A 26180-nucleotide genomic window follows, 5' to 3' on the forward strand; every position below is an offset into this window, starting at 1 on the left:
AAACGAATGGCTGCCCGCCCGGGTTTCAGGCTTCGGCAGGCTCGTCGATCCCGCCGACCACCTGGCTGAAGCCGCCGTCGACGTAGGTGATTTCGGCCGTGACGCCGCTGGCCAGGTCGCTCAAAAGGAAGGCGGCGACATTGCCCACTTCCTCGATCGTGATGTTGCGGCGGATCGGCGAGACCTCCGCCACGGCCGAAAGGATCTTGCCGAAGCCTTTGATCCCGCTGGCCGCCAGCGTCTTGATCGGTCCGGCGCTGATGCCGTTGACGCGCATGCCCTTGGGGCCGAGCGAGCCGGCCAGGTAGCGCACCGAGGCTTCGAGGCTGGCCTTGGCCAGGCCCATGGTGTTGTAGTTGGGCAGGGCGCGGATGGCGCCGAGGTAGGTCAGCGTCAGCAGGGCCGACTTGTCGTTGAGATAGGGCAGGGCCGCCTTGGCCATGGCCGGGAAGCTGTAGGCGCTGATGTCGTGCGCAATGCGGAAGCCTTCGCGCGAGAGCCCATCGAGAAAGTCGCCCGCAATGGCCTCGCGCGGGGCGAAACCGATGCTGTGCACGAAGCCGTCGAACTTCGGCCAGGTTTGCGCGATGTCGGCAAAGAGTTTGTCGATCTGTGCGTCGTCGCCCACATCGCAATCGAAAATCAGCTTCGAGTCGAAGTCGGCGGCGAATTCGGTGATACGGTCCTTGAATCGTTCGCCGACATAGCTGAATGCAAGCTCGGCGCCCTGCGCATGACATGCCTTGGCAATGCCGTAGGCGATCGAGCGATTGCTCAATACGCCGGTGATCAGGAGTTTTTTGCCGGTGAGAAAGCCCATGAAGTTGCCTCTTAGAAATCTTGGGCAGAATTCTCGCATGCGAGGTTGGCTGCTCACGGTGTTGGTTTTGCTGGCGATGCCGTCCTGGGCAGCGCCGGGGCTTGGCATGGGCTACGAGCCGAAGTACGGCGCTTCGTTCCGGAATTTCGACTACGTGAACCCGGATGCGCCGAAGGGCGGCAGCCTGACGCTGTCGGCCAGCGGGAGCTTCGACAAGCTCAACCCGTTCACGCTCAAGGGAACGCCTGCGGTGGGCATGGGGTACAGCAGCAACGGCTTTGTCTTTGCGGAGTACGGACTGATCTTCGATTCGTTGATGACGCACAGCGAGGACGAACCGTTCTCGAACTACGGCCTGCTGGCCGAGGACATCGACCTCGCGGCCGACCGTCTGAGCGTCACCTTCCGCCTCAACCCCAAGGCGCGCTTCTCCGACGGTACGCCGGTACTCGCAGCGGACGTGAAGTACTCGTTCGACACGCTCATGAGCAAGCAGGCTGCGCCCACTTTCCGCTCGTACTGGGTGGACATCAAGGAGGCCGTGGTGGTTGGCGAGCGCACCATCCGCTTCGATTTTCGGCGCCGCAATTCCGAGCTGCACATGATCATCGGCCAGCTCCCGGTGTTCTCGCGGGCGTGGGGCAAGGGCAAGCCCTTCGACCAGCTCACCACCGAGCCGCCCATCGCGAGCGGCCCCTATGTCATGGACAAGGTGGATTTCGGCAAGTCGATCTCCTACCGGCGGCGGCCCGACTACTGGGCCGTCGATCTTCCGGTGCGCAAGGGCATGTTCAATTTCGGCGAAGTGTCCTACCAGTACTTCAAGGACAAGCTGGGGGAGGAAGAATCCCTCAAGGCCGGTGCGCTCGACGCGCTGGAAGAAGCGTCGCTCAATGCCTGGATCCGGCGCTACAAGGGCCGCCGCTTCGATTCCGGCGAGCTGGTCAAGGAGGAAATCTCGCACCGGCGCTTCACCGGCATGCAGGGCCTGGTGATGAACCTGCGACAGCCCCGCTTTGCCGACATCCGCGTGCGCAGGGCCCTGGCGCTGGCCTTCGACTTCGACTGGCTCAACCAGCATCTCTTCCACAACCGCAGGGCACGCACCCAGAGCTATTTCCAGAACAGCGACGATCTCATGGCACGGCCCGAGATCAGCGCCGAAGAGACCGCGCTGATGGAGCGCCTGAAGCACAAGGCGCTCTATCTGGCCAATGTCCGCGGTGAGCTGCCGCGTCCTGCTGCCACCGGCGATACGGCCGACGGATTGCGGCGCAACCTCGTCCAGGCCCAGGCCTTGTTCAGGGAGGCGGGCTGGACGTATCGCGACGGCGCGCTGCGCAACGGTGCCGGTGATGCCTTCGTGATCAACCTTGACATTGCGGATCGCGCGTCCGAGGCCGTACTGGCGCCGTATGCCAGAAACCTGGCCAAGCTTGGCGTCGCGCTCCAATACCGTCTGCGTGACGCCAGCTTGATCAAGAAGAAGCAGGACGAGTTCGACTTCGACATGGCCATCAACATCCTGGGTGGCTCGTCGAGCCCGGGCAACGAGCTGTACGACGACCTCGGGTCGAAGTCGGCCGCCGAAAAAGGCAGCCAGAACCTGAGCGGCATCAGCGACCCGGTGGTGGACGACATCATCGAGGAGATCGTCGACAGCCCCGATCGCAAAACGCTGGCAGCGGGCGCCCGCCTGCTGGATCGCTACTTGCTGCACCAGCACTATGTGGTTCCCATGTACTACGGCAAGCAATACTTCGTCGCCCATAAGCAGCGCCTGCGCCATCCGGCCGCTGCATTGCCACAACGCCTGCTGGCAGGCTCGTGGCTGCTGACGATGTGGTGGATCGACCCGAAGTAGCCACCCACGCAACATATGCTCGCCTACCTGCTTCGACGACTGCTCCTCATCGTCCCCACCTTGCTGGGGGTGCTGGTGGTCAATTTCGCCATCATCCAGTTCGTGCCCGGCGGGCCGGCGGAGCAGTTGCTTTCGCAACTGACCAACAAGGAGAACCGTATTTCGGGCGGCCCGACCGGCCGCACCCTGGATGCGAAGCAGGTCGCCGAAATCAAGGCGCTCTACGGCTTCGACAAACCGGCGCCCGAGCGCTTCTGGCAGATGCTGGGCCAGTTTGCGCGTTTCGATCTCGGCAAGAGTTTTTTCCAGAGCCGGGATGTGTGGACGCTGATCAAGGACAAGCTGCCGGTCTCCGTCAGCCTCGGCCTCTGGACCTTCTTCATCAGCTACCTGATCGCGGTACCGCTCGGGGTCGCGAAAGCGGTGCGCGCCGGTTCGCGCTTCGACTTTCTGACGACGCTGTTCGTTCTGGTCGGCTACGCGATCCCCGGCTTCGTGCTGGGCGTGGCGCTGCTCGTGATCTTCGGCGGGCAGCTGCAGTGGTTTCCGTTGCGCGGGCTGACCTCGTCCAACTGGGACACGCTGAGCTGGGGTGCCAAGGTGGTCGACTACCTGTGGCACATCGCCTTGCCGATCACGGCCATGGTGCTCGGCAGCTTTGCGGTGACGGCGATGCTGACCAAGAACTCGTTCCTCGAGGAAATCCGCAAGCAGTATGTGCTGACCGCGCGCGCCAAGGGCTTGGCCGAGCGGCAGGTGCTGTGGAAGCATGTGTTCCGCAACGCGCTGATTCCGATCATCACCGGCTTTCCGGCGGCCTTCATCGGTGCCTTCTTCACCGGGTCGCTGTTGATCGAAACACTGTTCTCGCTCGACGGGCTGGGCCTGTTGAGCTACGAGAGCGTGATCCGGCGCGACTATCCCGTGGTGCTGGGCACGCTGTACCTGTTCACGCTGATCGGGCTGGTGACCAAGTTGATATCTGACCTCTGCTACGTCTGGGTGGATCCAAGGGTGAAGTTTGACTAGCAGCGCGCCGACCGTTTCGCTGAGTCCCGGCCGTCGCGCCTGGCTGCGCTTCAAGCGCAACCGGCTCGGCTTCTGGAGCCTTGCGGTCTTCAGCGTGCTCGTGGTGCTGAGCCTTTTTGCCGAGGTGCTCTCCACCGACAAGCCGCTGGTGGTGCGCTACGAGGGCACGACCTACTTCCCGGTGCTGCGCGACTACTCCGAGAAGACCTTCGGCGGCGACTTCGAGACACCGGCCGACTACCTCGACCCCTTCATCCGCGAGCGCATCACGCAGGGTGCCAACTGGGCGATCTACGCGCCGAACCCCTACGGCCCGAAGACGCTCAACTACTTCGCGAAGTCGCCCAATCCGGCGGCGCCGTCCGGCCAGAACTTTTTCGGCAGCGACGACCGCGGGCGCGATCTGCTGGCGCAATTGATCTACGGCTTTCGCATGAGCGTGCTGTTCGCGCTGGCGCTGACCTTCATCGGCGTGGTGCTGGGCGTCATCACCGGCGCGATCCAGGGCTTCTTCGGCGGCAAGACAGACCTCGCGTTCCAACGTTTCATCGAGATCTGGGGGGCGATGCCGGAGCTGTACCTGCTGATCATCTTCAGCGCCATCTTTGCGCCCAGCCTGTCGTTGCTGCTGATCCTGCTGAGCCTGTTCGGGTGGATGGGCCTGTCGGACTACGTGCGCGCCGAGTTCCTGCGCAACCGGCAGATGGACTACGTTCGGGCCGCGCGCGCGCTGGGTGTCGGCAACCTGCAGATCATGTGGCGGCACATCCTGCCCAACAGCATGACGCCGGTGGTGACCTTCCTGCCGTTCCGCATGAGCGCGGCGATCCTGGCGCTGACGTCGCTCGACTTCCTGGGCCTCGGCGTGCCGCCCGGCACGCCGTCGCTTGGCGAGCTGTTGAGCCAGGGCAAGGCCAACATCGACGCGTGGTGGATCTCGTTGTCCACCTTCGGCGTGCTCGTGGTGACGCTGATGCTGCTGACCTTCATGGGCGACGCGTTGCGCGATGCGCTCGATCCCAGAAAGATGGACAAGTGACGACAACACCGCTGCTCGATGTGAAGGGCCTGCGCGTGGCGTTCGGCGGCAAGGCGGTGGTGCACGGCATCGACTTCCGGATCGCGGCAGGCGAAAAGCTGGCGCTGGTGGGTGAGTCGGGCTCGGGCAAGACGGTCACGGCGCTCGGCCTGCTGCGCCTCGTGCAAAACGCCGAGCTCTCCGGCGCTGCCAGCCTTTTCGGCCCGGAGGGTCCGGCGGAGGGGCCGGCGGAGGGGCGCGACCTGCTCGCCATTCCGGAGCGACAACTGCGCGGCATCCGCGGCAAGGAGATCGCGATGATCTTCCAGGAGCCGATGACCGCGCTCAACGCGCTGTACCCGGTCGGCGACCAGATCGCCGAGGTGCTGGAACTGCACGAGGGCCTGTCGAAGCGCCAGGCGCAGGCGGCCGCCGTGCAGTTGCTGGCCGAAACCGGCATTCCCGAGCCCGAGCGGCGTGCGCAGTCGTTTCCGCACCAGTTGTCGGGCGGCCAGCGCCAGCGCGCCATGATTGCGATGGCGCTGGCCTGCAAACCGCGCCTGCTGCTGGCCGACGAGCCGACCACCGCGCTTGACGTGACGGTGCGCGCGCAGATCCTCGCGCTGCTCGACGACTTGCAGCGCAAGCACGGCATGGCGGTGCTTCTGATCACGCACGACCTCAACCTGGTTCGGCGCTTCGCCGATCGCGTGGCCGTGATGGAGAACGGCCACATCGTGGAGCACGGACCGGTGCAGGCCGTGTTCGAGGCACCGCAGCATGCCTACACCCGCAAGCTGATCGACAGCCGCCCCGAGCGCAATGTAGTGCCCGCCACGGGCGAGCAGGGCGCTGCGCCGGTGCTGGAGGCCAAAGCGCTGCGCGTGAGCTACCCGGTCGCCCAGCCGGGCCTGCGCGGCTGGTTCCGCAAGGGCGCTTTCGTGGCGGTGCAGGGCGTGGATTTCGCGCTCGCGCCAGGCCAGACGCTGGGCGTGGTCGGCGAATCGGGCTCCGGCAAATCGACGCTGGCGCTCGCGGCGCTCGGCCTGTTGCGACACCAGGGCGCCTTGCGCATCGACGGCCGGCAGTGGGCTGGCGCCGGCATCGCCGACCGCGCGCTGCGGCGCGTGATGCAGGTTGTCTTTCAGGATCCGTTCTCGTCGCTGTCGCCGCGCCTGACGGTCGAGCAGATCGTCGGTGAAGGCCTGCAGGTGCACGAGCCCGGGCTCGACACGGCGGCGCGGCGCGTGCGCAGCCTGGCGGCGCTGAACGACGTGGGCCTGACCGAGGCGCAGTTCCCGGCGCTGCTCGACCGCTATCCGCACGAGTTTTCCGGCGGCCAACGCCAGCGCCTGGCGATTGCGCGGGCGCTGATCGTCGATCCGCAATTGCTGGTGCTCGACGAGCCGACCAGCGCGCTCGACGTAACGATCCAGAAGCAGGTGCTGGGCCTGCTGCAGCGCCTCCAGCGCGAGCGCGGGCTGAGCTACTTGCTGATCACGCACGACGTCGAGGTGATCCGCGCCATGGCGCACCAGGTGATCGTGATGAAAGACGGCGCCATTCTGGAGGCCGGCCCGGTGCAGCAGGTGCTCGACGCGCCGCAGCATCCCTACACGCAGAAGCTCGTCGCAGCCGCTCTTGCCGATTGAACACGATGACGACCCCTGAAGCTGCCCGGCGGCGCGGTGCCTGGCGCGCAGCGCTCGCCTGCATGGTCACCCTGGCCGTGGCGATGGGGCTCGGCCGCTTCGCCTTCACGCCGATGCTGCCGATCATGCTGCACGAGGGCAAGCTCGACCTGCAGGGCGGTGGCCTGCTGGCTTCGCTGAACTACCTCGGCTATTTCCTCGGCGCGGTCAGTTGCGCGGCGATCCGGGTCAAGGCGCCGACCATGGTGCGCGGTGGGCTGATCGCCACCGCGGCTCTGTTGCTCGGCATGGGCCTGCTGAGCGGCTTCACTGCCTGGGGCATGCTGCGCGCGGCGGCCGGCGTGATGAGCGCCTGGGTGTTCGTGTTCGCGTCGGGCTGGGGCCTGCGGCGGCTCGCCGAAACCCATTCACCGGCGCTGGGTGGCGTCATTTACACCGGGCCCGGCATCGGCATTGCGGTCACGGGCCTGCTGGGCGGCGCGGTCGGCCGCTGGGGATCGAGCGCGGGCTGGATCGGTTTCGGCATCGTCGCGCTGGTGCTGATTGCGGTGATCTGGCGGGTGTTCGACGACGGTGCGGCGCCCGCCGGCACCGTCGCACCGGCGGCTGCGGCAGTACCGGGCGCGGCCGCATCAGGCTCGGCCCGCCACGATGCGATCTGGCTGGTGGTGCTCTATGGGCTGGCCGGCTTTGGTTACATCATCACCGCGACCTTTTTGCCGGTGATCGCGCGGCAGGCGCTGCCGGGCTCGCCCTGGCCGGACTTTTTCTGGCCGCTGTTCGGCGCGGCGATCATTCCGGGCGCGCTGATCGGTGCGCGCGCCCCCGGCCATTGGGACAACCGACTGCTGCTGGCCGCCGCCTACGCACTGCAGGCGCTGGGCGTGGTGCTGTCGGTGGTCTGGCCCACGATCACCGGTTTTGCGATCGGCAGCCTGTTGCTCGGCATGCCGTTCACCGCCATCACCCTGTTCGCGGTGCGCGAAGCCCGCCGGCTGCGCGGCAATGCGGCGGCCGGGCTGATCGGCTACGCCACCGCGTCGTACGGCGTGGGCCAGATCCTCGGGCCGCTGTTTGCCGCACCGCTGGCCCAGCGCACCGGCTCGTTCGGGATCGCATTGCTGGTCGCTGCGGCCGCGCTGGCGCTCGGCTCGGCGCTGTTTGCCGTGGTCTGGGCCCGATCGCGGCGTCCCGCGGCGGCCTGAGAGCAGGTAAACCCTTTATTTGTCACAGGAAAAGCATATAATCCGAGGCTCACGACCAAACGGGCGGGTACCAACCGCCCGTTTTTTTTGGTCTATGCATTTCTGATGGGGCTTTTTCAAACACGTGGCATTGCAGCAGACAGTGGAACAAACCGTGGCCGGTCTCGGCTACGACCTGGTCGAGATCGAAAGATCGGCCGGGGGATTGCTGCGCGTCACGATTGATTTGCCTTGGAACGGCCCCAATTCGGGAGCTGTGGCCGGCGCGCCCGAACCGTTCGTGACGGTCGAGGACTGCGAAAAGGTCACGCGGCAGCTGCAATTTGCGCTGGAGGTCGACGGCGCCGAATACAAGCGGCTGGAAGTTTCGTCGCCGGGCATCGACCGCCCGCTGCGGCACGAGAAGGATTTCGAGCGTTTCGTCGGCGAGGTGATCGACCTGACGCTCAAGGCGCCGATGGGTGCCGCTGCGGGGACGCTGGTGTCGGCCACCCGCAAGAAGTTTCGCGGCACGCTGGAGCGTGCCGAGTCGGGTGGATGGCAGATCGTCTGGAGCGATGCCCCCGCACCCAAGCCAGGACAAAAAGTGAGCAAGAAGCGAGAGCCCGCCCCGTTGCAGGCGCTCGGCTTCGCATTGGACGAGCTGCGCGATGCGCGGCTCGCGCCGATTGTGGATTTCAAGGGCCGCAAGGCCAGGACCGCTGATACCGGTTTGCCGGATTGATTGAGGAGCTAGGTGGCATGAATCGCGAAATGTTGATGTTGGTGGATGCGATCTCGCGCGAGAAGAACGTCGAACGCGACGTGGTGTTCGGCGCGGTCGAATCCGCTTTGGCGCAAGCCACCAAAAAACTTCACGCAGGTGACGTGGACATCCGTGTCTCGGTCGACCGCGACAGCGGCGTCTACGAAACCTTCCGCCGCTGGCACGTCGTCCCGGACGAGGCCGGCCTGCAGCTGCCCGACCAGGAAATCCTCCTGTTCGAAGCCAAGGAAGAAATGCCCGACATCGAGGTCGACGAGTACATCGAAGAAGCGGTGGAATCTGTGCCGATCGGCCGCATCGGCGCGATGGCCGCCAAGCAGGTGATCCTGCAGAAGATCCGCGACGCGGAGCGCGAGATGCTGCTCAACGACTTCATGTCGCGCGGCGACAAGATCTTCGTGGGCACCGTCAAGCGCCTGGACAAGGGCGACATCATCGTGGAAGCCGGCCGCGTCGAAGGGCGCCTGCGCCGCAGCGAGATGATCGCCAAGGAAAACCTGCGCAACGGCGACCGCGTGCGGGCCATGATCATGGAGGTCGACCTGACGCTGCGCGGCGCGCCGATCATCCTGTCGCGCTCGGCACCCGAATTCATGATCGAGCTGTTCCGCCAGGAAGTGCCCGAAATCGAGCAGGGCCTGCTCGAAATCAAGAGCTGCGCCCGTGACCCGGGTTCGCGCGCCAAGATCGCCGTGCTCTCGCACGACAAGCGTGTCGACCCGATCGGCACCTGCGTCGGCGTGCGCGGCACCCGCGTCAATGCCGTCACCAACGAGCTGGCCGGCGAGCGCGTCGACATCGTGCTGTGGAGCGAGGACCCGGCCCAATTCGTGATCGGTGCCCTGGCACCGGCGAACGTGTCGTCGATCGTGGTGGACGAAGAAAAGCACGCCATGGACGTGGTGGTCGACGAGGAAAACCTCGCCATCGCCATCGGCCGCGGCGGCCAGAACGTGCGCCTGGCTTCCGACCTCACGGGCTGGAAGATCAACATCATGGACGCGAACGAGTCGGCCCAGAAGCAGGCCGTCGAAACCGATGCGAGCCGCAAGCTGTTCATGGAAAAGCTCGACGTCGACGAGGAAATCGCCGACATCCTGATTTCCGAAGGCTTCACCAGCCTCGAAGAAGTGGCCTATGTGCCGATCTCCGAGCTGCTCGAGATCGAAAGCTTCGACGAAGACACGATCAACGAGCTGCGCACCCGTGCAAAGGATGCGTTGCTCACGATGGAAATTGCCAGGGAAGAGGGCGTCGAAACCGTTTCGCAGAATCTGCGCGACCTCGAAGGCCTCGACGCCGAACTCATTCCCAAGTTGGCCGAGGCGGGTGTCCACACCCGTGACGACCTGGCCGACCTCGCGGTCGACGAACTCACCGAGATCACCGGCCAGAGCGCCGATGACGCCAAAACCCTCATCCTGAAAGCCCGCGAACATTGGTTCGCCGGCCAGGCTTGACGGTCATGGAGGCTCAAAGCACATATGTCCAGCACCACAGTCGCCGAGTTCGCGAACGAACTCAAAAAGACCCCCGAAACCCTTCTTGACCAGCTCAAGAGCGCAGGTGTGGCCAAAGCCGCACCAACCGATGCGCTCACCGAGTCGGACAAGCAGCGCCTGCTCGGTTTCCTGAAGGCCAGCCACGGCACGGCCGAGCCCGAGCGCAAGAAGATCACGCTGGTCAAGAAGTCGACCAGCGAGATCAAGCAGGCTGACGCCACCGGTCGCGCACGCACCATCCAGGTCGAAGTGCGCAAGAAGCGCACCTTCATCCAGCGCGACGAAGGCCACCCGGCCACGCCCGAAGCGGCACCGGTCGAGGCACCGGTTGCACAGGCCCCGGCCGCACCGCAGATCGATGAAGCCGAGCTGACCCGCCGCGAGGAAGATGCGCGCCGCCAGGCCGAGCTGATCCGTCGCCAGGAAGAAGAGCTGGTCGAAAAGCGCCGTGTTCGCGAGGAAACGGAAGCCCGCGAGCGCGAGCAGGCCGAGCGCGCCGAACAGGCAGAGCAGCAGGCCAAGGCCGAAGCTGCCCGGAAAAAAGAGGCTGCAGCGCCCGCAGCGCCCGCAAAGGGTGCTGCCAAAGCCCCAGTAGCAACCGAAGAAGCCACCAACGCCGCCGCAGCTGAAAGCGCCGCGGCCGAGGCCACGGTGGCGCAGGCCAAGGAAGACGCCAAGGCCAAGGCGGCCGCCGAATCGAAGGCACGTGCCGACGAGGAAAGCGCGCGCGCCAAGGATCTCGACGAGCGTCGCCGCAAGGCGCTGGCCGAAGCCGAAGCCATCCGCGCAATGATGAATGCACCGGCGCGCGTGCTGGTGCCGCACAAGGCGCCCGAAAAGGAAGTGCCGAAGCCGGCCGTCAAGGGCACGCTGCACAAGCCGGCCACGCCGGCCGCACGCCCCGGCGCCCCCGCAGCTCCGGGCAGCACTGCGCCCGGCGCAAGCAAGGACGTCAAGTCGGCCAAGCTTTCGTCGAGCTGGGCTGGCGATCCGGCCAAGAAGAAGGAAATCAAGACCCGCGGCGATGCCAGCGGCGGTGTCGGCCGCGGCAACTGGCGTGGAGGCCCGCGTGGCCGCCGCGGCAGCAACGACCGCGGGGGTCATGAAGACCACACGCAGGCCGCACCGGTGGAAGCGCGCGTGCTCGAAGTGCACGTGCCCGAAACCATCACTGTGGCCGAACTGGCGCACAAGATGGCCGTCAAGGCGCAGGAAGTCATCAAGCAGCTGATGAAGCTCGGCATGATGGCAACCATCAACCAGTCGCTCGACCAGGACACCGCGATGATCATCGTGGAGGACATGGGTCACAACGCGGTGGTTGCCGCGCTGGACGATCCGGAAGCCTTTACCGACGACGACGTCACTGCATCGACGGCCGAAGCCTTGCCCCGCGCACCGGTCGTGACCGTCATGGGCCACGTCGACCACGGCAAGACCTCGCTGCTGGACTACATCCGCCGCGCCAAGGTCGCTGCGGGCGAAGCCGGCGGCATCACGCAGCACATCGGTGCGTACCACGTCGAAACCGAGCGCGGCATGGTGTCGTTCCTCGACACCCCCGGCCACGAGGCGTTCACCGCCATGCGTGCCCGTGGTGCCCAGGCCACCGACATCGTCATCCTCGTGGTGGCGGCCGACGACGGCGTCATGCCGCAGACCAAGGAAGCCATCAAGCACGCGAAGGCGGCTGGTGTGCCGATCGTGGTCGCGATCAACAAGGTCGACAAGCCCGACGCCAACCTGGACCGCGTGAAGCAGGAACTGGTGGCCGAAGAAGTCGTGCCCGAAGAGTACGGCGGCGACGTGCCGTTCGTGCCGGTGTCCGCCAAGACGGGCCAGGGCATCGATGCGCTGCTCGAGCAGGTGCTGCTGCAGGCCGAAGTGCTCGAACTCAAGGCGCCGGTCGATGCCGCTGCCAAGGGTCTGGTCATCGAAGCCCAACTCGACAAGGGCCGCGGCCCGGTCGCGACGGTGCTGGTGCAGTCCGGCACGCTCAAGACCGGCGACGTGGTGCTGGCCGGCTCGACCTATGGCCGCGTGCGCGCCATGCTGGACGAAGACGGCAAGAGCATCAAGACGGCCGGCCCGTCGATCCCGGTGGAAATTCAGGGTCTGACCGAAGTGCCGCAGGCAGGCGACGAGTTCATGGTGATGTCCGACGAGCGCCGTGCGCGCGAAATCGCTACCTACCGTGCCGGCAAGTTCCGCAACACCAAGCTGGCCAAGCAGCAGGCGTCGAACCTGCAGAACATGTTCACCGACCTGTCGGCGGGCGAGGTGCAGACCTTGCGCCTGATCATCAAGGCCGACGTGCAGGGTTCGCAGGAAGCGCTGGCGCAGTCGCTGCTCAAGCTGGCGACCGAAGAGGTCAAGGTGCAGATCGTCTACGCAGGCGTGGGCGGCATCAGCGAGAACGACATCAACCTCGCGATCGCTTCCAAGGCGGTGGTGATCGGGTTCAACGTGCGGGCCGATGCCGGCGCGCGCAAGCTCGCCGAAGGCAATGGCGTGCAATTGAACTACTACAGCATCATTTACGACGCCGTGGACGAGATCAAGGTCGCGATGTCCGGCATGCTGGCACCCGAGCGCCGCGAAGAGATCATCGGCTCGGCCGAGATTCGCACGGTGTTCGTGGCTTCCAAGATCGGTACGGTTGCGGGTTCTTACGTCACCTCGGGTTCGGTCAACCGCAGCGCGCATTTCCGCCTGCTGCGCGACAACGTGGTGATCTACACCGGCGAAGTCGACTCGATCAAGCGCATGAAGGACGATGTGCGCGAAGTCCGCGAAGGCTTCGAGTGCGGTATCAAGCTCAAGAACTACAACGACATCAAAGAAGGCGATCAGCTCGAATTCTTCGAGATCAAGGAAATCGCGCGGACGCTGTAAGCGTTCGATGCGAGAGAGTCCATGCCCAAGAGAAAAGCCGCAGCCCCCAACCGTGCGTTCAAGGTCGCCGATCAGATCCAGCGTGATCTGACGGAGTTGATAGCGCGCGAGTTGAAGGACCCGCGCGTGGGCATGGTCACCATCCAGGCGGTCGAGGTCACGCCCGACTATGCGCACGCGAAGATCTTCTTCAGCGTGCTCACGGGCGACCCGGCCGCGACGACCGAAGCGCTGAACCAGGCTGCAGGTTTTCTGCGCAACGGCCTGTTCAAGCGTCTGCACATCCACACCGTGCCCACGCTGCACTTCCTGTTCGACCGCACCACTGAGCGTGCGGCCGACATGAATGCGCTCATCGCGCAAGCCGTCGCTTCCCGTTCGAAAGACGAATAGCGATGAACGCGCCACGCACACGGGTGCAGCGGCGCCCTGTGCATGGGGTGTTGTTGCTCGACAAGCCGCTGGGTCTCTCCAGCAACCAGGCCTTGCAGAAGGCCAAGTGGTTGCTGCGCGCCGAAAAAGCCGGCCACACCGGCACGCTCGATCCGCTCGCGACCGGGGTGCTGCCGCTGTGTTTCGGCGCGGCGACCAAGTTCAGCCAGCTGCACCTCGATGCCGACAAGACCTACGAGGCCACTGCGCGCCTGGGCGTCAAGACCTCGACCGGCGACGCCGAGGGCGAAGTGATCGCCGGGCGCCCGGTGAATGTGAATGCCGATGACCTTGCCCGTGTCGAGGCGCAGTTCACCGGCCCGATCCGCCAGACGCCGCCGATGCACAGCGCCCTCAAGAAAGACGGCAAGGCGTTGTACGAGTACGCGCGCGAAGGCATCGAGATCGAGCGCGCCGCGCGCGACGTCGTGATCTATAAGCTCGAAGTGGCTGCAGCGCCCGCGCTGCCCGGGCAGTCGGCCATCCGATTGACCGCAACCGTGAGCAAAGGCACCTACATCCGCACGCTCGGCGAAGACATCGGCGAGGCGCTCGGCTGCGGCGCGCACCTGACGGCGCTGCGCCGTACCGCGACCGGCGATTTCGACGTGTCGCAGTGCGTGACGCTCGAGGCGCTCGAAGCCATGAGCGAAGAAGAACGCCTGGCGCAGCTGCTGCCGGTCGAATCGCTCGTCGCCGGCCACAGCCACGTCATGCTCGGCACGGAAGATGCGGCACGTTTCCTGTCCGGCCTGCGCCGGCGCGGCGAATGGGCCGACGCGGCCGAAGTGGCCGTGTTCGGCGCCGAGCCGCATGCATTTCTGGGCACGGCGCACGTCGTGTCCGGCGAACTGATCCCGGGGCGCTTGCTGAACCCCATCGAAATCCAGCAAACATTACTTTCGACTGAAGCGACACCATGAGCACTCCCAAGCAAATCCGCAACATCGCCATCATTGCCCACGTGGACCATGGCAAGACCACCATGGTCGACCAGCTGCTGCGCCAGTCCGGCACCTTTGCCGAGCACGAGAAGGTGGTCGACACCGTGATGGACAACAACGCCATCGAAAAAGAGCGGGGCATCACGATCCTGGCCAAGAACTGCGCCGTAACCTGGGAAGGCACGCACATCAACATCGTCGACACACCCGGCCACGCCGACTTCGGTGGCGAAGTGGAACGTGCACTGAGCATGGTGGATGGCGTGGTGCTGCTGATCGACGCGCAGGAAGGCCCCATGCCCCAGACGCGTTTCGTGACCAAGAAGGCGCTGGCCCTGGGCCTGAAGCCGATCCTGGTGGTGAACAAGGTCGACAAGCCCGGTGCGCGCCCCGATTACGTGGTCAACGCCGCCTTCGACCTGTTCGACAAGCTCGGCGCGACCGATGAGCAGCTCGATTTCCCCGTGGTCTATGCCTCGGGCATCAACGGCTGGTCGTCGCTGGAAGAGGGCGAACAGGGCGAGCAATGGGGCCCCGACATGTCGGCCCTGTTCAACACGGTGCTCAAGCACGTGCCGGCGCAGGAGGGCGACCCTGAAGCGCCGCTGCAACTGCAGATTTCGGCACTCGACTTCTCGACCTTCGTGGGCCGCATCGGCGTGGGCCGCATCAGCGCCGGCACCATCAGGCCCATGATGGACGTGGTGGTGATGGAAGGCCCGGACGGCAAGGTCGTGAAGGGCCGCGTCAACCAGGTGCTGACCTTCCAGGGTCTGGAGCGCGTGCAGGCGACGGAAGCTGGCCCGGGCGAAATCGTGCTGATCAACGGCCTGTCCGACATCGGCATCGGCGTGACGGTCACTGACCCGACCAATCCGGCACCGCTGCCGATGCTCAAGGTCGACGAGCCGACGCTGACGATGAACTTCTGCGTCAACACCAGCCCGCTGGCCGGCCGCGAAGGCAAGTACATCACCAGCCGCCAGATCTGGGATCGCCTGCAGAAAGAGCTGCAGCACAACGTGGCCCTGCGCGTCAAGGAAACCGACGAGGAAGGCATCTTCGAAGTCATGGGCCGGGGTGAACTGCACCTGACCATCCTCTTGGAAAACATGCGCCGCGAAGGCTACGAGCTGGCCGTGTCGAAGCCACGTGTGGTGTTCCGCACCATCGACGGCGAGAAGCACGAGCCGATCGAACTGGTCACCGCCGACATCGAAGACCAGCACCAGGGCGGCGTCATGCAGGCCTTGGGCGAGCGCAAGGGCGAGCTGGTCAACATGGAACCGGACGGCCGCGGTCGCGTGCGCCTCGAGTACCGCATTCCGGCGCGTGGCCTGATCGGCTTCACCAATGAATTTCTGAATCTGACCCGCGGCTCCGGCCTGATCAGCAACATCTTCGACAGCTACGAGCCGCACAAGGGCGACATCGGCGGCCGCAAGAACGGCGTGCTGATCTCGATGGACGACGGCGAAATCTTCACCTACGCGCTGGGCAAGCTGGACGACCGCGGCCGCATGTTCGTGCGCGCCAACGACCCGGTGTACGAAGGCATGATCGTCGGCATCCACAGCCGCGACAACGACCTGGTGGTCAACGCCACGCGTACCAAGCAGCTGACCAACTTCCGGGTCTCGGGCAAGGAAGACGCGATCAAGGTCACCCCACCGATCGACCTCACGCTCGAATACGGCGTGGAATTCATCGAGGACGACGAACTGGTCGAAATCACGCCCAAGAGCGTGCGCCTGCGCAAGCGCTTCCTGAAGGAACACGAGCGCAAGCGGGCAGGCCGCGACACCGTCGCCGCCTGAGTCGCAGCACGACTCGCAGGGCGTGAAGCCGTGAGCATGGGGCTGCGGTGGCGGTCGGGGCTGGCCATCGGTGCGATGGTTCTCGCGGCCCTGGCACCGTCTTTCGCCGGCGCGGCTTCCGCACCGGCATTGGCCGCGCACGCCGAAGCGGGCCGCGCGTTCGATGCGTTGCGCGCGGCGCAGCCGGGGCGCATGCCGCGTCTGGCCGAGGCAGAAGCCGGCACCCTGCTGCGGGTGCTGGGCGACGCGCCGCGCTTCCTGGACGACATGAATTACACGCCGGCCGAGCTCGGCGTGCTTTCGGATCTGTGCGACCGCAACAAGGCGGCGATCACGGCCTACATCAGCTTCGGCGCCGTTCAGCCGAGCGGCATCGACGCCTCGGTGGTAGTGCGCAATGTGCTGGAGTTTCAGGATGAGCTGGCGGTGCTGCAACCCTTCCTGGCGCGCTGCATCGCGCGTCAGGTGCCGATTGCCGAGGCCATGCTGCGGCAGATGGGCGAGCGCCAGGCCTCTCAGCTGCGGCTCGGGGGCCTGAAGCGCAGCCAGACCTCGCTGCTTCAGCTCTACGCCGGCATTGCCACCTGCTTTTCGGACCCGCGCTTCGGCCCGGCCTACTGCGGCCTGCTCGACCTGATGGCCGAACTGGCGCCGGTGCACGCGCGTGCGCTGCCACTGGCGTCGCGAACCATGGCAATCCGTCTGCTGCCGCCGCTGCAGCAGCTTCCCGCGGGCCCGCAGCGCGAGGCCGTGCAGCGCATCGTCGACGCGATGAGCGACGACCGGTGCACCGCACTGTGCCTCCTGGGCACCGCTCCATGAAGTTGTCGCATCACCGGGCCGTCTGGCTGATGGTCGGCATCACCTTGTTGTGGGCCACGGCCGGCGTGGTGACGCGCCATCTGGAGGCGGCGCGCAGCTTCGAGGTCACGTTCTGGCGCAGTCTGTTCACGGTGCTGGCGCTGCTCGTGATCCTGCCGGCCTGGCAGGGGCGGGCCGTGTTCGGCAAGATCCGCCATGGCGGCACGGCACTCTGGGTGTCGGGTGTCTGCTGGTGCGTGATGTTCACCGCCTTCATGGTCGCGCTCACGATGACCTCGACCGCCAACGTGCTGGTGACGATGGCCGTCGGGCCGCTGTTCACGGCGCTGGCGGCGCGCATCTTCATCGGCCATCGGCTGGCCGCGCGCACCTGGGGCGCGATCGCAGTGGCCGGCGCAGGCATCGCGTGGATGTACGGCCAGCAGTTCGGGCAGGGCCCGATGACGGGCACCTTCGTCGCGCTCTGCGTGCCGTTGGCGCTGGCTTGCAACTGGACGGTGGTGCAACACGCCCACGCGCAGGGCCACGACATCGACCTGGTGCCGGCGGTGCTGATCGGGGCTGCGCTGTCGGCGCTGCTCACCCTGCCGCTGGCCTGGCCGTTCCACGCCAATGCGCACGACCTCGGCCTGCTGGCGTTTCTGGGGTTGTTCCAGCTCGCCATTCCCTGCGTGCTCTCGATGGTCTGCGCCAAGGTGCTCAAGGCGCCGGAGGTGGCATTGCTGGCGCTGCTCGAAGTGATCTTCGGCATCGCCTTCGCATGGATCGGCGCCGACGAGAAGCCGGCTCCGAGCGTGCTGGCCGGCGGGGCGCTGGTGGTCGGCGCACTGGTGGTCAACGAATGGTTGGGCTGGCGGCGCCGCGACGCTTGAGCATCCGAAAAAAAGCCGGCGCTGGAGCCGGCTTTTTTCAGGGCGAGGCCTTTCAGGGCTTTGCGAGTTTCCAAGCGCCGCCGACGCCGTCACCGGTCTTGTCGCCGGCCTTGGTGTCCTTGATCCAGTAGTAGAGCGGCCAGCCCTTGTAGGCCCACTGCTTCTTGCCGTCGTCGCGGGTCACGATGTTGTAGCCGCCCATCGGCTTGGCGCCTTCGGGCGCCATCAGCGGCGGCCAGTTGGTGGCGCACTGGCCGTTGCAGACCGATTTGCCGCTGTTTGCAGCGTCCTTGTCGAAGGTGTAGAGCGTCATGCCGGTCGGGCCGATCAACACGCCATCGACCGTGCGGGTCGGGGTGTCCGGTGCCGTGGCGGTCTTCATGCCGCCACAGCCTGCGAGAAGGGCGACGGCGAGGATGGAAGCGCTGAGCAATTTCATGAAGATTTCTCCTTCAGTTAAAAAAACGATAAACAAATGCGCGACGGACAGTCTAGCCCCGACTAACCGGCGCGCCCCTCGAGCTGCCGGTACACCACCGTGGCAAGACCCAGCAAGGTTTCGCGCGGCAGTTTGCCGGCCAGCGCATATCCGAAGCCTTGATCGACCCAGTAGAAGCTCGGCACCGGGCCGTCCGACGAAAAGCGGAATGCCGACTCGCCGGCCCGGGCCGGATCAGACGGCCGAACCAGCGTGCCGATGTAGAGCGTCACGCGTTCGCCTGCCGCATCCTCGAACATGAACTGTGCGCGCGCGCCGGCCTCGCCCGGCAGCAGACGCCCACCCACCAGCGTGTAGCCGAGGGCGCCGAGGTCGGGCACCTTGAGCGGCTTGTCGAGCCGTTTCGACAGCCACTGAACCAGATGCTGCTGTTCGGCGGCGGCAACCTCGACCGGATGCCGTTTTTCGGGCGCATAGACGGCGTGGGCGACCGCGGCCGCATGCACGAACTCGCGGGTGGCACCGGTTCGCGCGAGCTGCATGCCTGCGGGCATGGCCGACCACTGGGCATTGGCGAGCCAGCCGGCGCCGAAGGCCATCAGCACGCCCGCAGCCATGCCGCCCCAACGCACCCATCGCGCCCGGTCGGCTTGCCGACGTGCCGCCATGCGGGCCGCGGCCAGCAGCGCGGGAGGCACGGGTTCGTCAAGCACCTCGGCATGCAACCGGCGCAGCGCGTCGCGTTGGGCGTGCCAGGTTTGCGCGTCGTCGTCGGGGGGCAGCGGAGGGCGGTTCATGGTGCGGGTGTCATTTGAGCCGGCGCAGGCCCGGGCGGTTGGCGGCCATCGGGGCCGGGCCGCCGTCCATCAGCTCATGCAGCCGGCGGCGGGCCCGCGACAGGCGTGACATCACGGTGCCGGCCGGGATGCCGAGCACCTTGGCGACCTGGGCATAGGAGAGGTCTTCGAGGGCCACCAGCAGCAGCACGGCGCGCTGGTCTTCGGGCAGCAGCAGCAGGCAGCGCTGCAGGTCGATGCCGTCGTCGTGCCGGCTGTCGACGCTGCGCAGTTCGTGCGCGGCATCGGCGATGTCGACCACCGCGCGCGGAGGCGACCGGCGCAGTTGGCTGGCGAACAGGTTGTGCATGATCGTGAACAGCCAGGCGCGCAGGTCGCTGCCGACCGTCCAGAGGCGCCACTTGCTGCAGGCGCGCTCCAATGTGTCCTGCACCAGGTCGTCGGCCGCCCAGGCGTCGCCCGTCAGCGCCCGCGCGTAGCGGCGCAGGCTCGGGATGTGGTCGACGAGGGGCGCGGTGTCCATGAAGAGCACAAACGCCGCCGGTGCCCCGTTTATTCCCTCGTCCTCAGGAAGTTTCTGTTCGGAGGACGCGGCGCTTGAGCAGCACGGCGGGGTTGCCGGTGTAGACCCCCCAGGGCTCGAGCGCACTGAAGGCGACGGCCCGCGCCCCCAGCACCGCGCCTTCGCCCACCGTCACGCCGGGGCCGACGAAAGCCTCGGCTGCGATCCAGGCCTTGGCGCCGATCGCAATCGGTTTGGCGAACAGCTGGAACTCGGGCGTGGAGATGTCGTGGGTGCCGGCACAAAGGTGTGCGCCCTGCGACACCAGTGCGCCTTCCCCGAGAGAGATCGGCGCCATGTTGTAGCAGTTGACCCGTTCGGCCAGCAACGTCCGGTCGGCCATTTGCAGGTGCGGCGGATACCAGACGGTGGCACTGCCGCGCACGTCGGCGAGTTCGCCCATCTGCGCGCCAAAGAGCTTCAACAGGAAACGGCGCCAGCCACGCAGCGGCGGCGGCGTCCACGAGGCGAGCACGGCCCACGCGAGGCCCCATGCGGCACGGAACAGCCGGTTCGACAGCGTGAAGCTGGGGCCGCCCTGGTGCGGTCGCACCTGCCGGGCATCGAGGGGTTGGAGTGCCATGGTGGGGGAGGGACGGTATGGATGGTTCAGCGGCTGCGGCTTTTCATCGCCCGCTCGACCTCGCGCTTGCCTTCGCGGTCCTTGATGGTGTCGCGCTTGTCGTGCTCGGCCTTTCCCTTGGCGAGCGCGATCTCGCACTTCACCTTGCCGGCCTTCCAGTGCAGGTTGAGTGGCACCAGCGTGTAGCCCTTTTGCTCGACCTTGCCGGTGAGGCGGCGGATCTGTTCCTTGTGCAGCAGCAACTTCTTGGTGCGGATCGAGTCAGGCGTGGTGTGGGTCGAAGCGCTGCGCAGCGGATTGATCTGGCAGCCGACGATGAACATCTCGCCGTCGCGGATCATGACGTAGCCGTCGGTCAGTTGCACCTTGCCCTCGCGCAGCGATTTGACTTCCCAGCCCTCGAGCACCATTCCGGCCTCGAAGCGTTCCTCGAAGAAGTAGTTGTAGGCCGCCTTCTTGTTGTCGGCAATGCGGGTGGAGGGGTCTTGTTTTTTCTTGGTGGCCATGGCGCTTGATTTGGGGTCTGCATGGCTTCAATACAATCCGTCGCGCACGCTCGTGCCCATTCTATGAAAACAGTTCACAAGTCCGTTTTGATCTGGTACAGCGCCGAAGAGATGTATGCGCTCGTCACGGACGTCGCGAAGTATCCCGAGTTTCTGCCCTGGTGCGACCGCTCCAGAGTCATCGAGGAGGACGAGGCCGGCATGACGGCCGAAGTCGGCCTCGGTTTCGGTGGCATTCACCAGAGTTTCACCACGCGCAACACCCACGTGCCCGGCCGCGAAGTGCGGCTCAAACTGGTGAGCGGCCCGTTCTCCACGCTTGACGGCGTCTGGAAGTTCCTGCCGGTGGGCGGCAAGGCCGAGCGCGCCTGCCGCATCGACCTGAACCTGAGCTACGGGTTCAGCAATTTCGGCTTGCAGACTCTCATCGGCCCGATGTTCGACACGATCGCCTCCAGCCTGGTCGAAGCCTTCGTCAAGCGCGCGGAACAGGTCTACGGCAAGCCCGCCTGATGCAGATCACGCTGGTCTATTCGCCGGCACCGCGCGAAGTGTTCGAAGCGCTGCTGACGCTGCCCGAAGGGGCCACTGCACGCGATGCGGTGCTTGCCAGCGCACTGCCGGCGCAGTTTCCGGCGCTGGACTGGGCGGCATTGCCCGCTGGTCTCTGGGGCCGCGCCATCGCGTGGGATCGTGCGTTGAGCGACGGCGACCGCATCGAGCTGTGCCGGCCGCTTGTCGTCGATCCCAAAGTGGCACGGCGTGAGCGTTTCCGCCGGCAAGGTGCGCGTGCGACGGGGCTGTTTGCCCGGCGGCGCGACGGCGGCAAGGCTGGCTACTGAGCCTTCCGAAAGCCGAAAGGCAAAGGGCGCTATCTTTTCGATAGCGCGCTTTTTTACTTGCAGTCGCTGTCGATCACCGACTGCACGCGCTGTGCTTCGGCAGCCCGCGCCTTGTCGTCCATGATCTCGCGCTCACCCTGTGCGTTGACGCGCGCGACGCGGATGCCGCTGTCGAAAGTGGCCTTGCCCTGCTTGGCACGGGCGCAGTTGTCGGACTTGGCCTGCGCAACCTTCTGGGCCTCGGCGGCCTGCTTGGCTTTTTCGGCCTCCTCGGCCTTGCGTGTCTTTTCCGCGAGTTCCTTGTCGACGCCGGCCGGCTTCGGGAGACCGGCCGGAGGCGCGGCACCTGCCGCAGCTGCGTCCGGGGCAGATGCAGCACTGGGCGCGGGCGCGACGCTCGCGCGCTGCGAAGCGCCGGCTGCGCGACGCAGGATGTTCTTTTCGGGCACGTCGAGCGGCGGCGGCTGGTCGCTGAAAACCTTCTTGCCGGTGTTGTCGATCCACTGCCATTGCGCGCTGGCCGCCAGCGGCAATGCGCAGGCGAATCCGAGAATCAAGACGTGCAAAAATTTCATGGCAGGAAGTTTAGCGCTGTGTGAGGGTTTGTAACGCCGTCGACGGCGCATTTACCGTGTAACGCGGGCATTCGGCAACAGTTGCGGAAGACGTAGGGGGCATTCGGCGCGGGGGCAAGGCCCGGGTCGTCCGGGTAACTACGGAGCGATCGTTACAATCCGTCTTTTGGAGCTTCACCCATGCGCCTTCTCGGCAAAGCGCTCACCTTCGACGATGTGTTGTTGGTGCCAGCGTTCTCCCAGGTCCTGCCCAAGGACACCTCCCTCGCCACCCGACTCTCCCGCAACATCGCGCTGAACCTGCCACTGGTGTCCGCGGCGATGGACACCGTGACCGAAGCGCGCCTCGCGATCGCGATCGCACAAGAGGGTGGGATCGGTATCGTGCACAAGAACCTCACTGCGCAACAGCAGGCCGCCGAGGTGGCCCGCGTGAAGCGCTATGAATCGGGCGTGCTGCGCGACCCGGTGGTGATCACGCCGACGCACTCTGTGCGGCAGGTGATGGCGCTGTCGGACCAGCTCGGCATTTCGGGGTTTCCGGTCATCGACGGCGGCAAGGTGGTCGGCATCGTGACCGGGCGCGACCTGCGCTTCGAAACGCGCTACGACGTGCCGGTCAGCGAGATCATGACGCAGCGCGACAAGCTCATCACCGTGCCCGACGGCACCACGCTGGCCGACGCCAAGGCGCTGCTCAACAAGTACAAGCTCGAGCGGCTGCTCGTCATCAACGGCGACTGGGAGCTCAAGGGCCTGATCACCGTCAAGGACATCACCAAGCAGACCAGCTTCCCCAATGCCGCACGCGATGCCAACGGCCGCCTGCGCGTGGGCGCTGCGGTCGGCGTGGGCGAGGGCACCGAGGAGCGCGTCGAGGCGCTGGTCAAGGCCGGCGTCGACGCCATCGTGGTCGACACCGCGCACGGCCACAGTGCCGGCGTGATCGAACGTGTGCGCTGGGTCAAGAAGAACTATCCGCAGGTCGACGTGATCGGCGGCAACATCGCAACCGGCGACGCGGCGCGTGCGCTGGCCGACGCTGGCGCCGATGCGGTCAAGGTCGGCATCGGCCCCGGCTCGATCTGCACCACGCGCATCGTGGCCGGTGTCGGCGTGCCGCAGATCATGGCGGTCGACAGCGTCGCCACCGCCTTGCAGGGCACCGGCGTGCCGCTGATCTCCGACGGCGGCGTGCGCTACTCGGGCGACATCGCCAAGGCCATCGCCGCAGGCGCCAGCACCGTGATGATGGGCAGCATGTTCGCCGGCACCGAAGAGGCGCCCGGCGAGATCGTGCTGTACCAGGGCCGCAGCTACAAGAGTTACCGAGGCATGGGCAGCATCGGCGCCATGCAGCAGGGCAGCGCCGACCGCTACTTCCAGGAGTCGAGCACTGGCAACCCCAACACCGACAAGCTGGTGCCCGAGGGCATCGAAGGCCGCGTGCCCTACAAGGGCTCGATCGTTTCCATCGTCTATCAGATGGCCGGCGGCGTGCGCGCCAGCATGGGCTACTGCGGCTGCGCCACGATCGAGGACATGAAGAACAAGGCCGAGTTCGTCGAGATCACCACGGCCGGCATCCGCGAGAGCCACGTGCACGACGTCCAGATCACGAAGGAAGCGCCGAACTACCGCGCCGAGTAAGTGGCCCCCACGCTCCCCCACTGCGTGTGGGTCGCTGCCCCCCGAGGGGGCCGCAGGCCGGCTTGGGGCGGCCCGGCGCCGGCCTCGATCCAATCTGGCCAGACCTTGAAAGTCGGGCCAGATTGGCATTAGAATTTGGGCCAGATTCAATTTTTCTGGCCCAAATGCAATCCATCGGCATCGCTGAAGCCAAGAACAACTTCTCGGCCCTGATCGACCTGGTCGAAAAGGGCGAAGAGGTTCGCATCACCCGCCACGGCAAGGAAGTCGTGCGCATGCTGCCGGTGCGGCGCAAGCCGGTCATCACCGACGAGCAGATCGAGCGCGAACTCGGCCAGATCGACGCGCTCCACGCCACCATCAAGCCAGGCCTTTCTCCGCGTGCATTGCGGGGAGAAGGGCGCCAGTCATGACAGCCTTCGTCATGGACGCCTCCGTCACCGCCGCTTGGCTACTGCCCGACCAGGCCAGCGAACACACCCGCAGGCTCTACGCCGCCATCCGGCGCGACGAGGTCGAGCCGCAGGCGCCCAATGCCTGGCAATGGGAGTGCGCCAACATCCTCGCCAATGGCGTGCGCAGCGGCCGCATTCCATCGTCCGCGGTCGAGGGGTTGTGGAGTGTGCTCGATGCCATCCGCCACCGCGTCGAATTGCACGAACTCGCACCCGCCCAGCACAAGGCCGTGCTCGCGGTGGCCATCGACGTCGGCGTCTCGCTCTACGACGCGGGCTATCTCTGGCTCGCCAAGTCGCTCAATCTCCCGCTCGCCACCTTCGACGAGCAACTCATCCAGGCAGCGCCCAAGGCGGGCGTGAAGCTGTTCGACATTTCAACGCTCTGAGTCTTCGCCCATGCAACACGACAAGATCCTCATCCTCGATTTCGGCTCGCAAGTCACGCAGCTGATCGCACGCCGCGTGCGCGAAGCACATGTGCTCAGCGAAGTGCACCCCTGCGACGTCACCGACGAATGGGTGCGCGAATACGCGGCCGATGGCCACCTCAAGGGCGTGATTCTTTCGGGCAGCCACGCCAGCGTCTATGAAGAGACCACCGACAAGGCCCCGCAGGCCGTCTTCGACCTCGGCGTGCCCGTGCTCGGCATCTGCTACGGCATGCAGACCATGGCCCACCAGCTCGGCGGCAAGGTCGAAGGCGGCCACAAGCGCGAGTTCGGCTTTGCCGCCGTGCGCGCCCATGGCCACACCGCGCTGCTGAAGGACATTGCCGACTTCACCACGCCCGAAGGCCACGGCATGCTCAACGTGTGGATGAGCCACGGCGACAAGGTCACCGCGCTGCCCCCAGGTTTCAAGCTCATGGCCTCGACCGACAGCTGCCCGATCGCCGGCATGGCCGACGAAGCGCGCCGCTACTACGCGCTGCAGTTCCACCCCGAAGTCACGCACACGGTGCAGGGCAAGGCGATCATCGAACGCTTCGTGCTCGGCATCTGCGAAGCGAAACCCGACTGGGTCATGCGCGACCACATCGCCGAAGCCGTGCAGAAGATCCGCGAGCAGGTCGGCGATGAAGAGGTCATCCTCGGCCTCTCGGGCGGTGTCGATTCGAGCGTGGCCGCTGCGCTGATCCACCGCGCCATCGGCGACCAGCTGACCTGCGTGTTCGTCGACCACGGCCTGCTGCGTCTCAACGAAGGCGACATGGTCATGGAGATGTTCGAAGGAAAGCTGCACGCGAAGGTGATTCGTGTCGACGCCAGCGACCTGTTCCTCGGCAAGCTCGCCGGCGTGAGCGACCCCGAAGCCAAGCGCAAGATCATCGGCGGCGAATTCGTCACCGTGTTCAAGCAGGAAGCCGCCAAGCTCAAGGCCGGCGACGGCGGGCACAAGGGTGCCACGTTCCTCGCGCAGGGCACGATCTACCCTGACGTCATCGAGTCGGGCGGTGCCAAGAGCAAGAAGGCCGTCACCATCAAGAGCCACCACAACGTGGGAGGGCTGCCTGAACAACTCGGCCTCAAGCTGTTGGAGCCGCTGCGCGACCTGTTCAAGGACGAAGTGCGCGAACTGGGCGTGGCACTCGGCCTGCCGCCCGAGATGGTGTACCGCCATCCGTTCCCGGGCCCCGGCTTGGGCGTGCGCATCCTCGGCGAAGTGAAGAAGGAATACGCCGACCTGCTGCGCCGCGCAGACGCGATCTTCATCGAGGAGCTGCGCAACTTCAAGGACGAGACCGGCAAGAGCTGGTACGACCTCACGAGCCAGGCCTTCACCGTGTTCCTGCCGGTCAAGAGCGTGGGCGTGATGGGCGACGGCCGCACCTACGATTACGTGGTGGCGCTGCGCGCGGTGCAGACCAGCGACTTCATGACGGCCGACTGGGCCGAGCTGCCGTATGCGCTGCTCAAGAAGGTGTCGGGCCGCATCATCAACGAGGTGCGCGGGATCAACCGCGTGACCTACGACGTGTCGAGCAAGCCGCCGGCGACGATCGAGTGGGAGTGAGGGGATCGAGCGGTAGCAGCGGATTCTCCGGAACGTCGACGATCGCGGCCGTCTGCTCCGACATCGTCTAGCGGACTTGCTGTGGAAGCCGCTTTGCGGGCACTGACTAAGTGGGGT

Annotated in this window: 26 protein-coding genes; 19 read left to right on the forward strand and 7 right to left on the reverse strand. The window is 65.9% G+C overall.

The window, feature by feature from the left end; genetic code table 11:
* Nucleotides 1-25: 25 nt before the first annotated feature.
* On the reverse strand, nt 26-820 hold the full coding sequence (gene fabI, locus QTI05_RS18625) for an enoyl-ACP reductase FabI (protein WP_286620183.1): 795 nt from the start codon (nt 818-820) through the stop codon (nt 26-28).
* Between the two features lie 37 nt (nt 821-857).
* Here fabI and QTI05_RS18630 point away from each other — a divergent pair, with 37 nt between their 5' ends.
* From QTI05_RS18630 to QTI05_RS18690, 13 genes are all read left to right on the forward strand, one after another.
* Nucleotides 858-2684, forward strand: coding sequence for an extracellular solute-binding protein (locus QTI05_RS18630; protein ID WP_286620185.1), 1827 nt, complete (start codon nt 858-860; stop codon nt 2682-2684).
* A 15-nt stretch (nt 2685-2699) separates the two neighbouring features.
* On the forward strand, nt 2700-3713 hold the full coding sequence (locus tag QTI05_RS18635) for a microcin C ABC transporter permease YejB (protein WP_286543952.1): 1014 nt from the start codon (nt 2700-2702) through the stop codon (nt 3711-3713).
* Complete coding sequence (locus QTI05_RS18640) at nt 3706-4752, forward strand: ABC transporter permease (protein WP_286620187.1); 1047 nt, start codon at nt 3706-3708, stop codon at nt 4750-4752. The genes QTI05_RS18635 and QTI05_RS18640 overlap by 8 nt, the downstream gene beginning before the upstream one ends.
* Nucleotides 4749-6383 carry an ABC transporter ATP-binding protein gene (locus tag QTI05_RS18645; RefSeq protein WP_286620189.1) on the forward strand — a complete coding sequence of 545 codons (1635 nt, stop codon included), beginning with the start codon at nt 4749-4751 and terminating at the stop codon, nt 6381-6383. The genes QTI05_RS18640 and QTI05_RS18645 overlap by 4 nt, the downstream gene beginning before the upstream one ends.
* 5 nt (nt 6384-6388) lie before the next feature.
* Nucleotides 6389-7588 (forward strand): YbfB/YjiJ family MFS transporter, encoded by a 1200-nt coding sequence (locus QTI05_RS18650; protein ID WP_286620191.1) that lies wholly within the window; start codon nt 6389-6391, stop codon nt 7586-7588.
* Nucleotides 7589-7712: 124 nt separating this feature from the next.
* The gene (rimP, locus tag QTI05_RS18655; protein ID WP_286543961.1) at nt 7713-8312 is read left to right on the forward strand and encodes a ribosome maturation factor RimP; all 600 of its coding nucleotides are present in this window, start codon (nt 7713-7715) and stop codon (nt 8310-8312) included.
* A 17-nt stretch (nt 8313-8329) separates the two neighbouring features.
* On the forward strand, nt 8330-9814 hold the full coding sequence (gene nusA / locus QTI05_RS18660) for a transcription termination factor NusA (protein ID WP_286543963.1): 1485 nt from the start codon (nt 8330-8332) through the stop codon (nt 9812-9814).
* A gap of 24 nt (nt 9815-9838) precedes the next feature.
* Nucleotides 9839-12751: a translation initiation factor IF-2 gene (gene infB / locus QTI05_RS18665; RefSeq protein WP_286543965.1), complete on the forward strand. Its 2913-nt coding sequence runs from the start codon at nt 9839-9841 to the stop codon at nt 12749-12751.
* A gap of 21 nt (nt 12752-12772) precedes the next feature.
* Nucleotides 12773-13144, forward strand: a complete 372-nt coding sequence (gene rbfA / locus QTI05_RS18670; protein ID WP_286543968.1) for a 30S ribosome-binding factor RbfA — start codon at nt 12773-12775, stop codon at nt 13142-13144.
* Nucleotides 13145-13146: 2 nt separating this feature from the next.
* Nucleotides 13147-14106: a tRNA pseudouridine(55) synthase TruB gene (gene truB / locus QTI05_RS18675; protein ID WP_286543971.1), complete on the forward strand. Its 960-nt coding sequence runs from the start codon at nt 13147-13149 to the stop codon at nt 14104-14106.
* Nucleotides 14103-15944: a translational GTPase TypA gene (gene typA, locus QTI05_RS18680; protein ID WP_286543974.1), complete on the forward strand. Its 1842-nt coding sequence runs from the start codon at nt 14103-14105 to the stop codon at nt 15942-15944. The genes truB and typA overlap by 4 nt, the downstream gene beginning before the upstream one ends.
* A 36-nt stretch (nt 15945-15980) precedes the next feature.
* On the forward strand, nt 15981-16766 hold the full coding sequence (locus tag QTI05_RS18685) for a hypothetical protein (protein WP_286620193.1): 786 nt from the start codon (nt 15981-15983) through the stop codon (nt 16764-16766).
* Nucleotides 16763-17638 carry a DMT family transporter gene (locus tag QTI05_RS18690; RefSeq protein ID WP_286543981.1) on the forward strand — a complete coding sequence of 292 codons (876 nt, stop codon included), beginning with the start codon at nt 16763-16765 and terminating at the stop codon, nt 17636-17638. The genes QTI05_RS18685 and QTI05_RS18690 overlap by 4 nt, the downstream gene beginning before the upstream one ends.
* 52 nt (nt 17639-17690) lie before the next feature.
* On the opposite strand, the gene QTI05_RS18695 is transcribed toward QTI05_RS18690, so the two are convergent.
* The 5 genes from QTI05_RS18695 to smpB all read right to left on the reverse strand — a co-directional run bounded on the left by QTI05_RS18695 (nt 17691) and on the right by smpB (nt 20525).
* The gene (locus tag QTI05_RS18695; protein WP_286543983.1) at nt 17691-18077 is read right to left on the reverse strand and encodes a COG4315 family predicted lipoprotein; all 387 of its coding nucleotides are present in this window, start codon (nt 18075-18077) and stop codon (nt 17691-17693) included.
* A gap of 62 nt (nt 18078-18139) precedes the next feature.
* Nucleotides 18140-18874 (reverse strand): anti-sigma factor family protein, encoded by a 735-nt coding sequence (locus QTI05_RS18700; protein WP_286543985.1) that lies wholly within the window; start codon nt 18872-18874, stop codon nt 18140-18142.
* 10 nt (nt 18875-18884) lie between these two features.
* Nucleotides 18885-19397, reverse strand: coding sequence for an RNA polymerase sigma factor (locus tag QTI05_RS18705; RefSeq protein ID WP_286543986.1), 513 nt, complete (start codon nt 19395-19397; stop codon nt 18885-18887).
* A 43-nt stretch (nt 19398-19440) separates the two neighbouring features.
* The gene (locus QTI05_RS18710) at nt 19441-20019 is read right to left on the reverse strand and encodes an LbetaH domain-containing protein (protein ID WP_286543988.1); all 579 of its coding nucleotides are present in this window, start codon (nt 20017-20019) and stop codon (nt 19441-19443) included.
* A gap of 26 nt (nt 20020-20045) precedes the next feature.
* Nucleotides 20046-20525, reverse strand: coding sequence for an SsrA-binding protein SmpB (gene smpB / locus QTI05_RS18715; protein ID WP_286543990.1), 480 nt, complete (start codon nt 20523-20525; stop codon nt 20046-20048).
* 63 nt (nt 20526-20588) lie between these two features.
* On the opposite strand from smpB, the gene QTI05_RS18720 reads away from it, so the two are divergent.
* Entirely contained in the window at nt 20589-21038 is a 450-nt protein-coding gene (locus QTI05_RS18720; RefSeq protein WP_286620195.1) for a type II toxin-antitoxin system RatA family toxin, read from the forward strand.
* Complete coding sequence (locus QTI05_RS18725; RefSeq protein ID WP_286543996.1) at nt 21038-21367, forward strand: RnfH family protein; 330 nt, start codon at nt 21038-21040, stop codon at nt 21365-21367. The genes QTI05_RS18720 and QTI05_RS18725 overlap by 1 nt, the downstream gene beginning before the upstream one ends.
* Nucleotides 21368-21420: 53 nt before the next feature.
* On the opposite strand, the gene QTI05_RS18730 is transcribed toward QTI05_RS18725, so the two are convergent.
* Complete coding sequence (locus QTI05_RS18730) at nt 21421-21942, reverse strand: DUF4124 domain-containing protein (protein WP_286620196.1); 522 nt, start codon at nt 21940-21942, stop codon at nt 21421-21423.
* A 180-nt stretch (nt 21943-22122) separates the two neighbouring features.
* Between QTI05_RS18730 and guaB the strand changes: the two genes are divergently transcribed.
* The 4 genes from guaB (at nt 22123) to guaA (ending at nt 26063) form a co-directional block, all read left to right on the forward strand.
* Entirely contained in the window at nt 22123-23592 is a 1470-nt protein-coding gene (gene guaB / locus QTI05_RS18735) for an IMP dehydrogenase (protein WP_286544002.1), read from the forward strand.
* A 164-nt stretch (nt 23593-23756) separates the two neighbouring features.
* On the forward strand, nt 23757-24005 hold the full coding sequence (locus QTI05_RS18740; protein ID WP_286544003.1) for a type II toxin-antitoxin system Phd/YefM family antitoxin: 249 nt from the start codon (nt 23757-23759) through the stop codon (nt 24003-24005).
* On the forward strand, nt 24002-24436 hold the full coding sequence (locus QTI05_RS18745) for a type II toxin-antitoxin system VapC family toxin (RefSeq protein ID WP_286544005.1): 435 nt from the start codon (nt 24002-24004) through the stop codon (nt 24434-24436). Before QTI05_RS18740 ends, QTI05_RS18745 begins: the two co-directional genes overlap by 4 nt.
* Before the next feature lie 10 nt (nt 24437-24446).
* Nucleotides 24447-26063, forward strand: a complete 1617-nt coding sequence (guaA, locus tag QTI05_RS18750; protein ID WP_286544006.1) for a glutamine-hydrolyzing GMP synthase — start codon at nt 24447-24449, stop codon at nt 26061-26063.
* The last annotated feature ends 117 nt before the right edge of the window (nt 26064-26180 follow it).

The sequence above is a fragment of the Variovorax fucosicus genome, assembly GCF_030316825.1.
Classification (GTDB): Bacteria; Pseudomonadota; Gammaproteobacteria; order Burkholderiales; family Burkholderiaceae_C; genus Variovorax; species Variovorax fucosicus.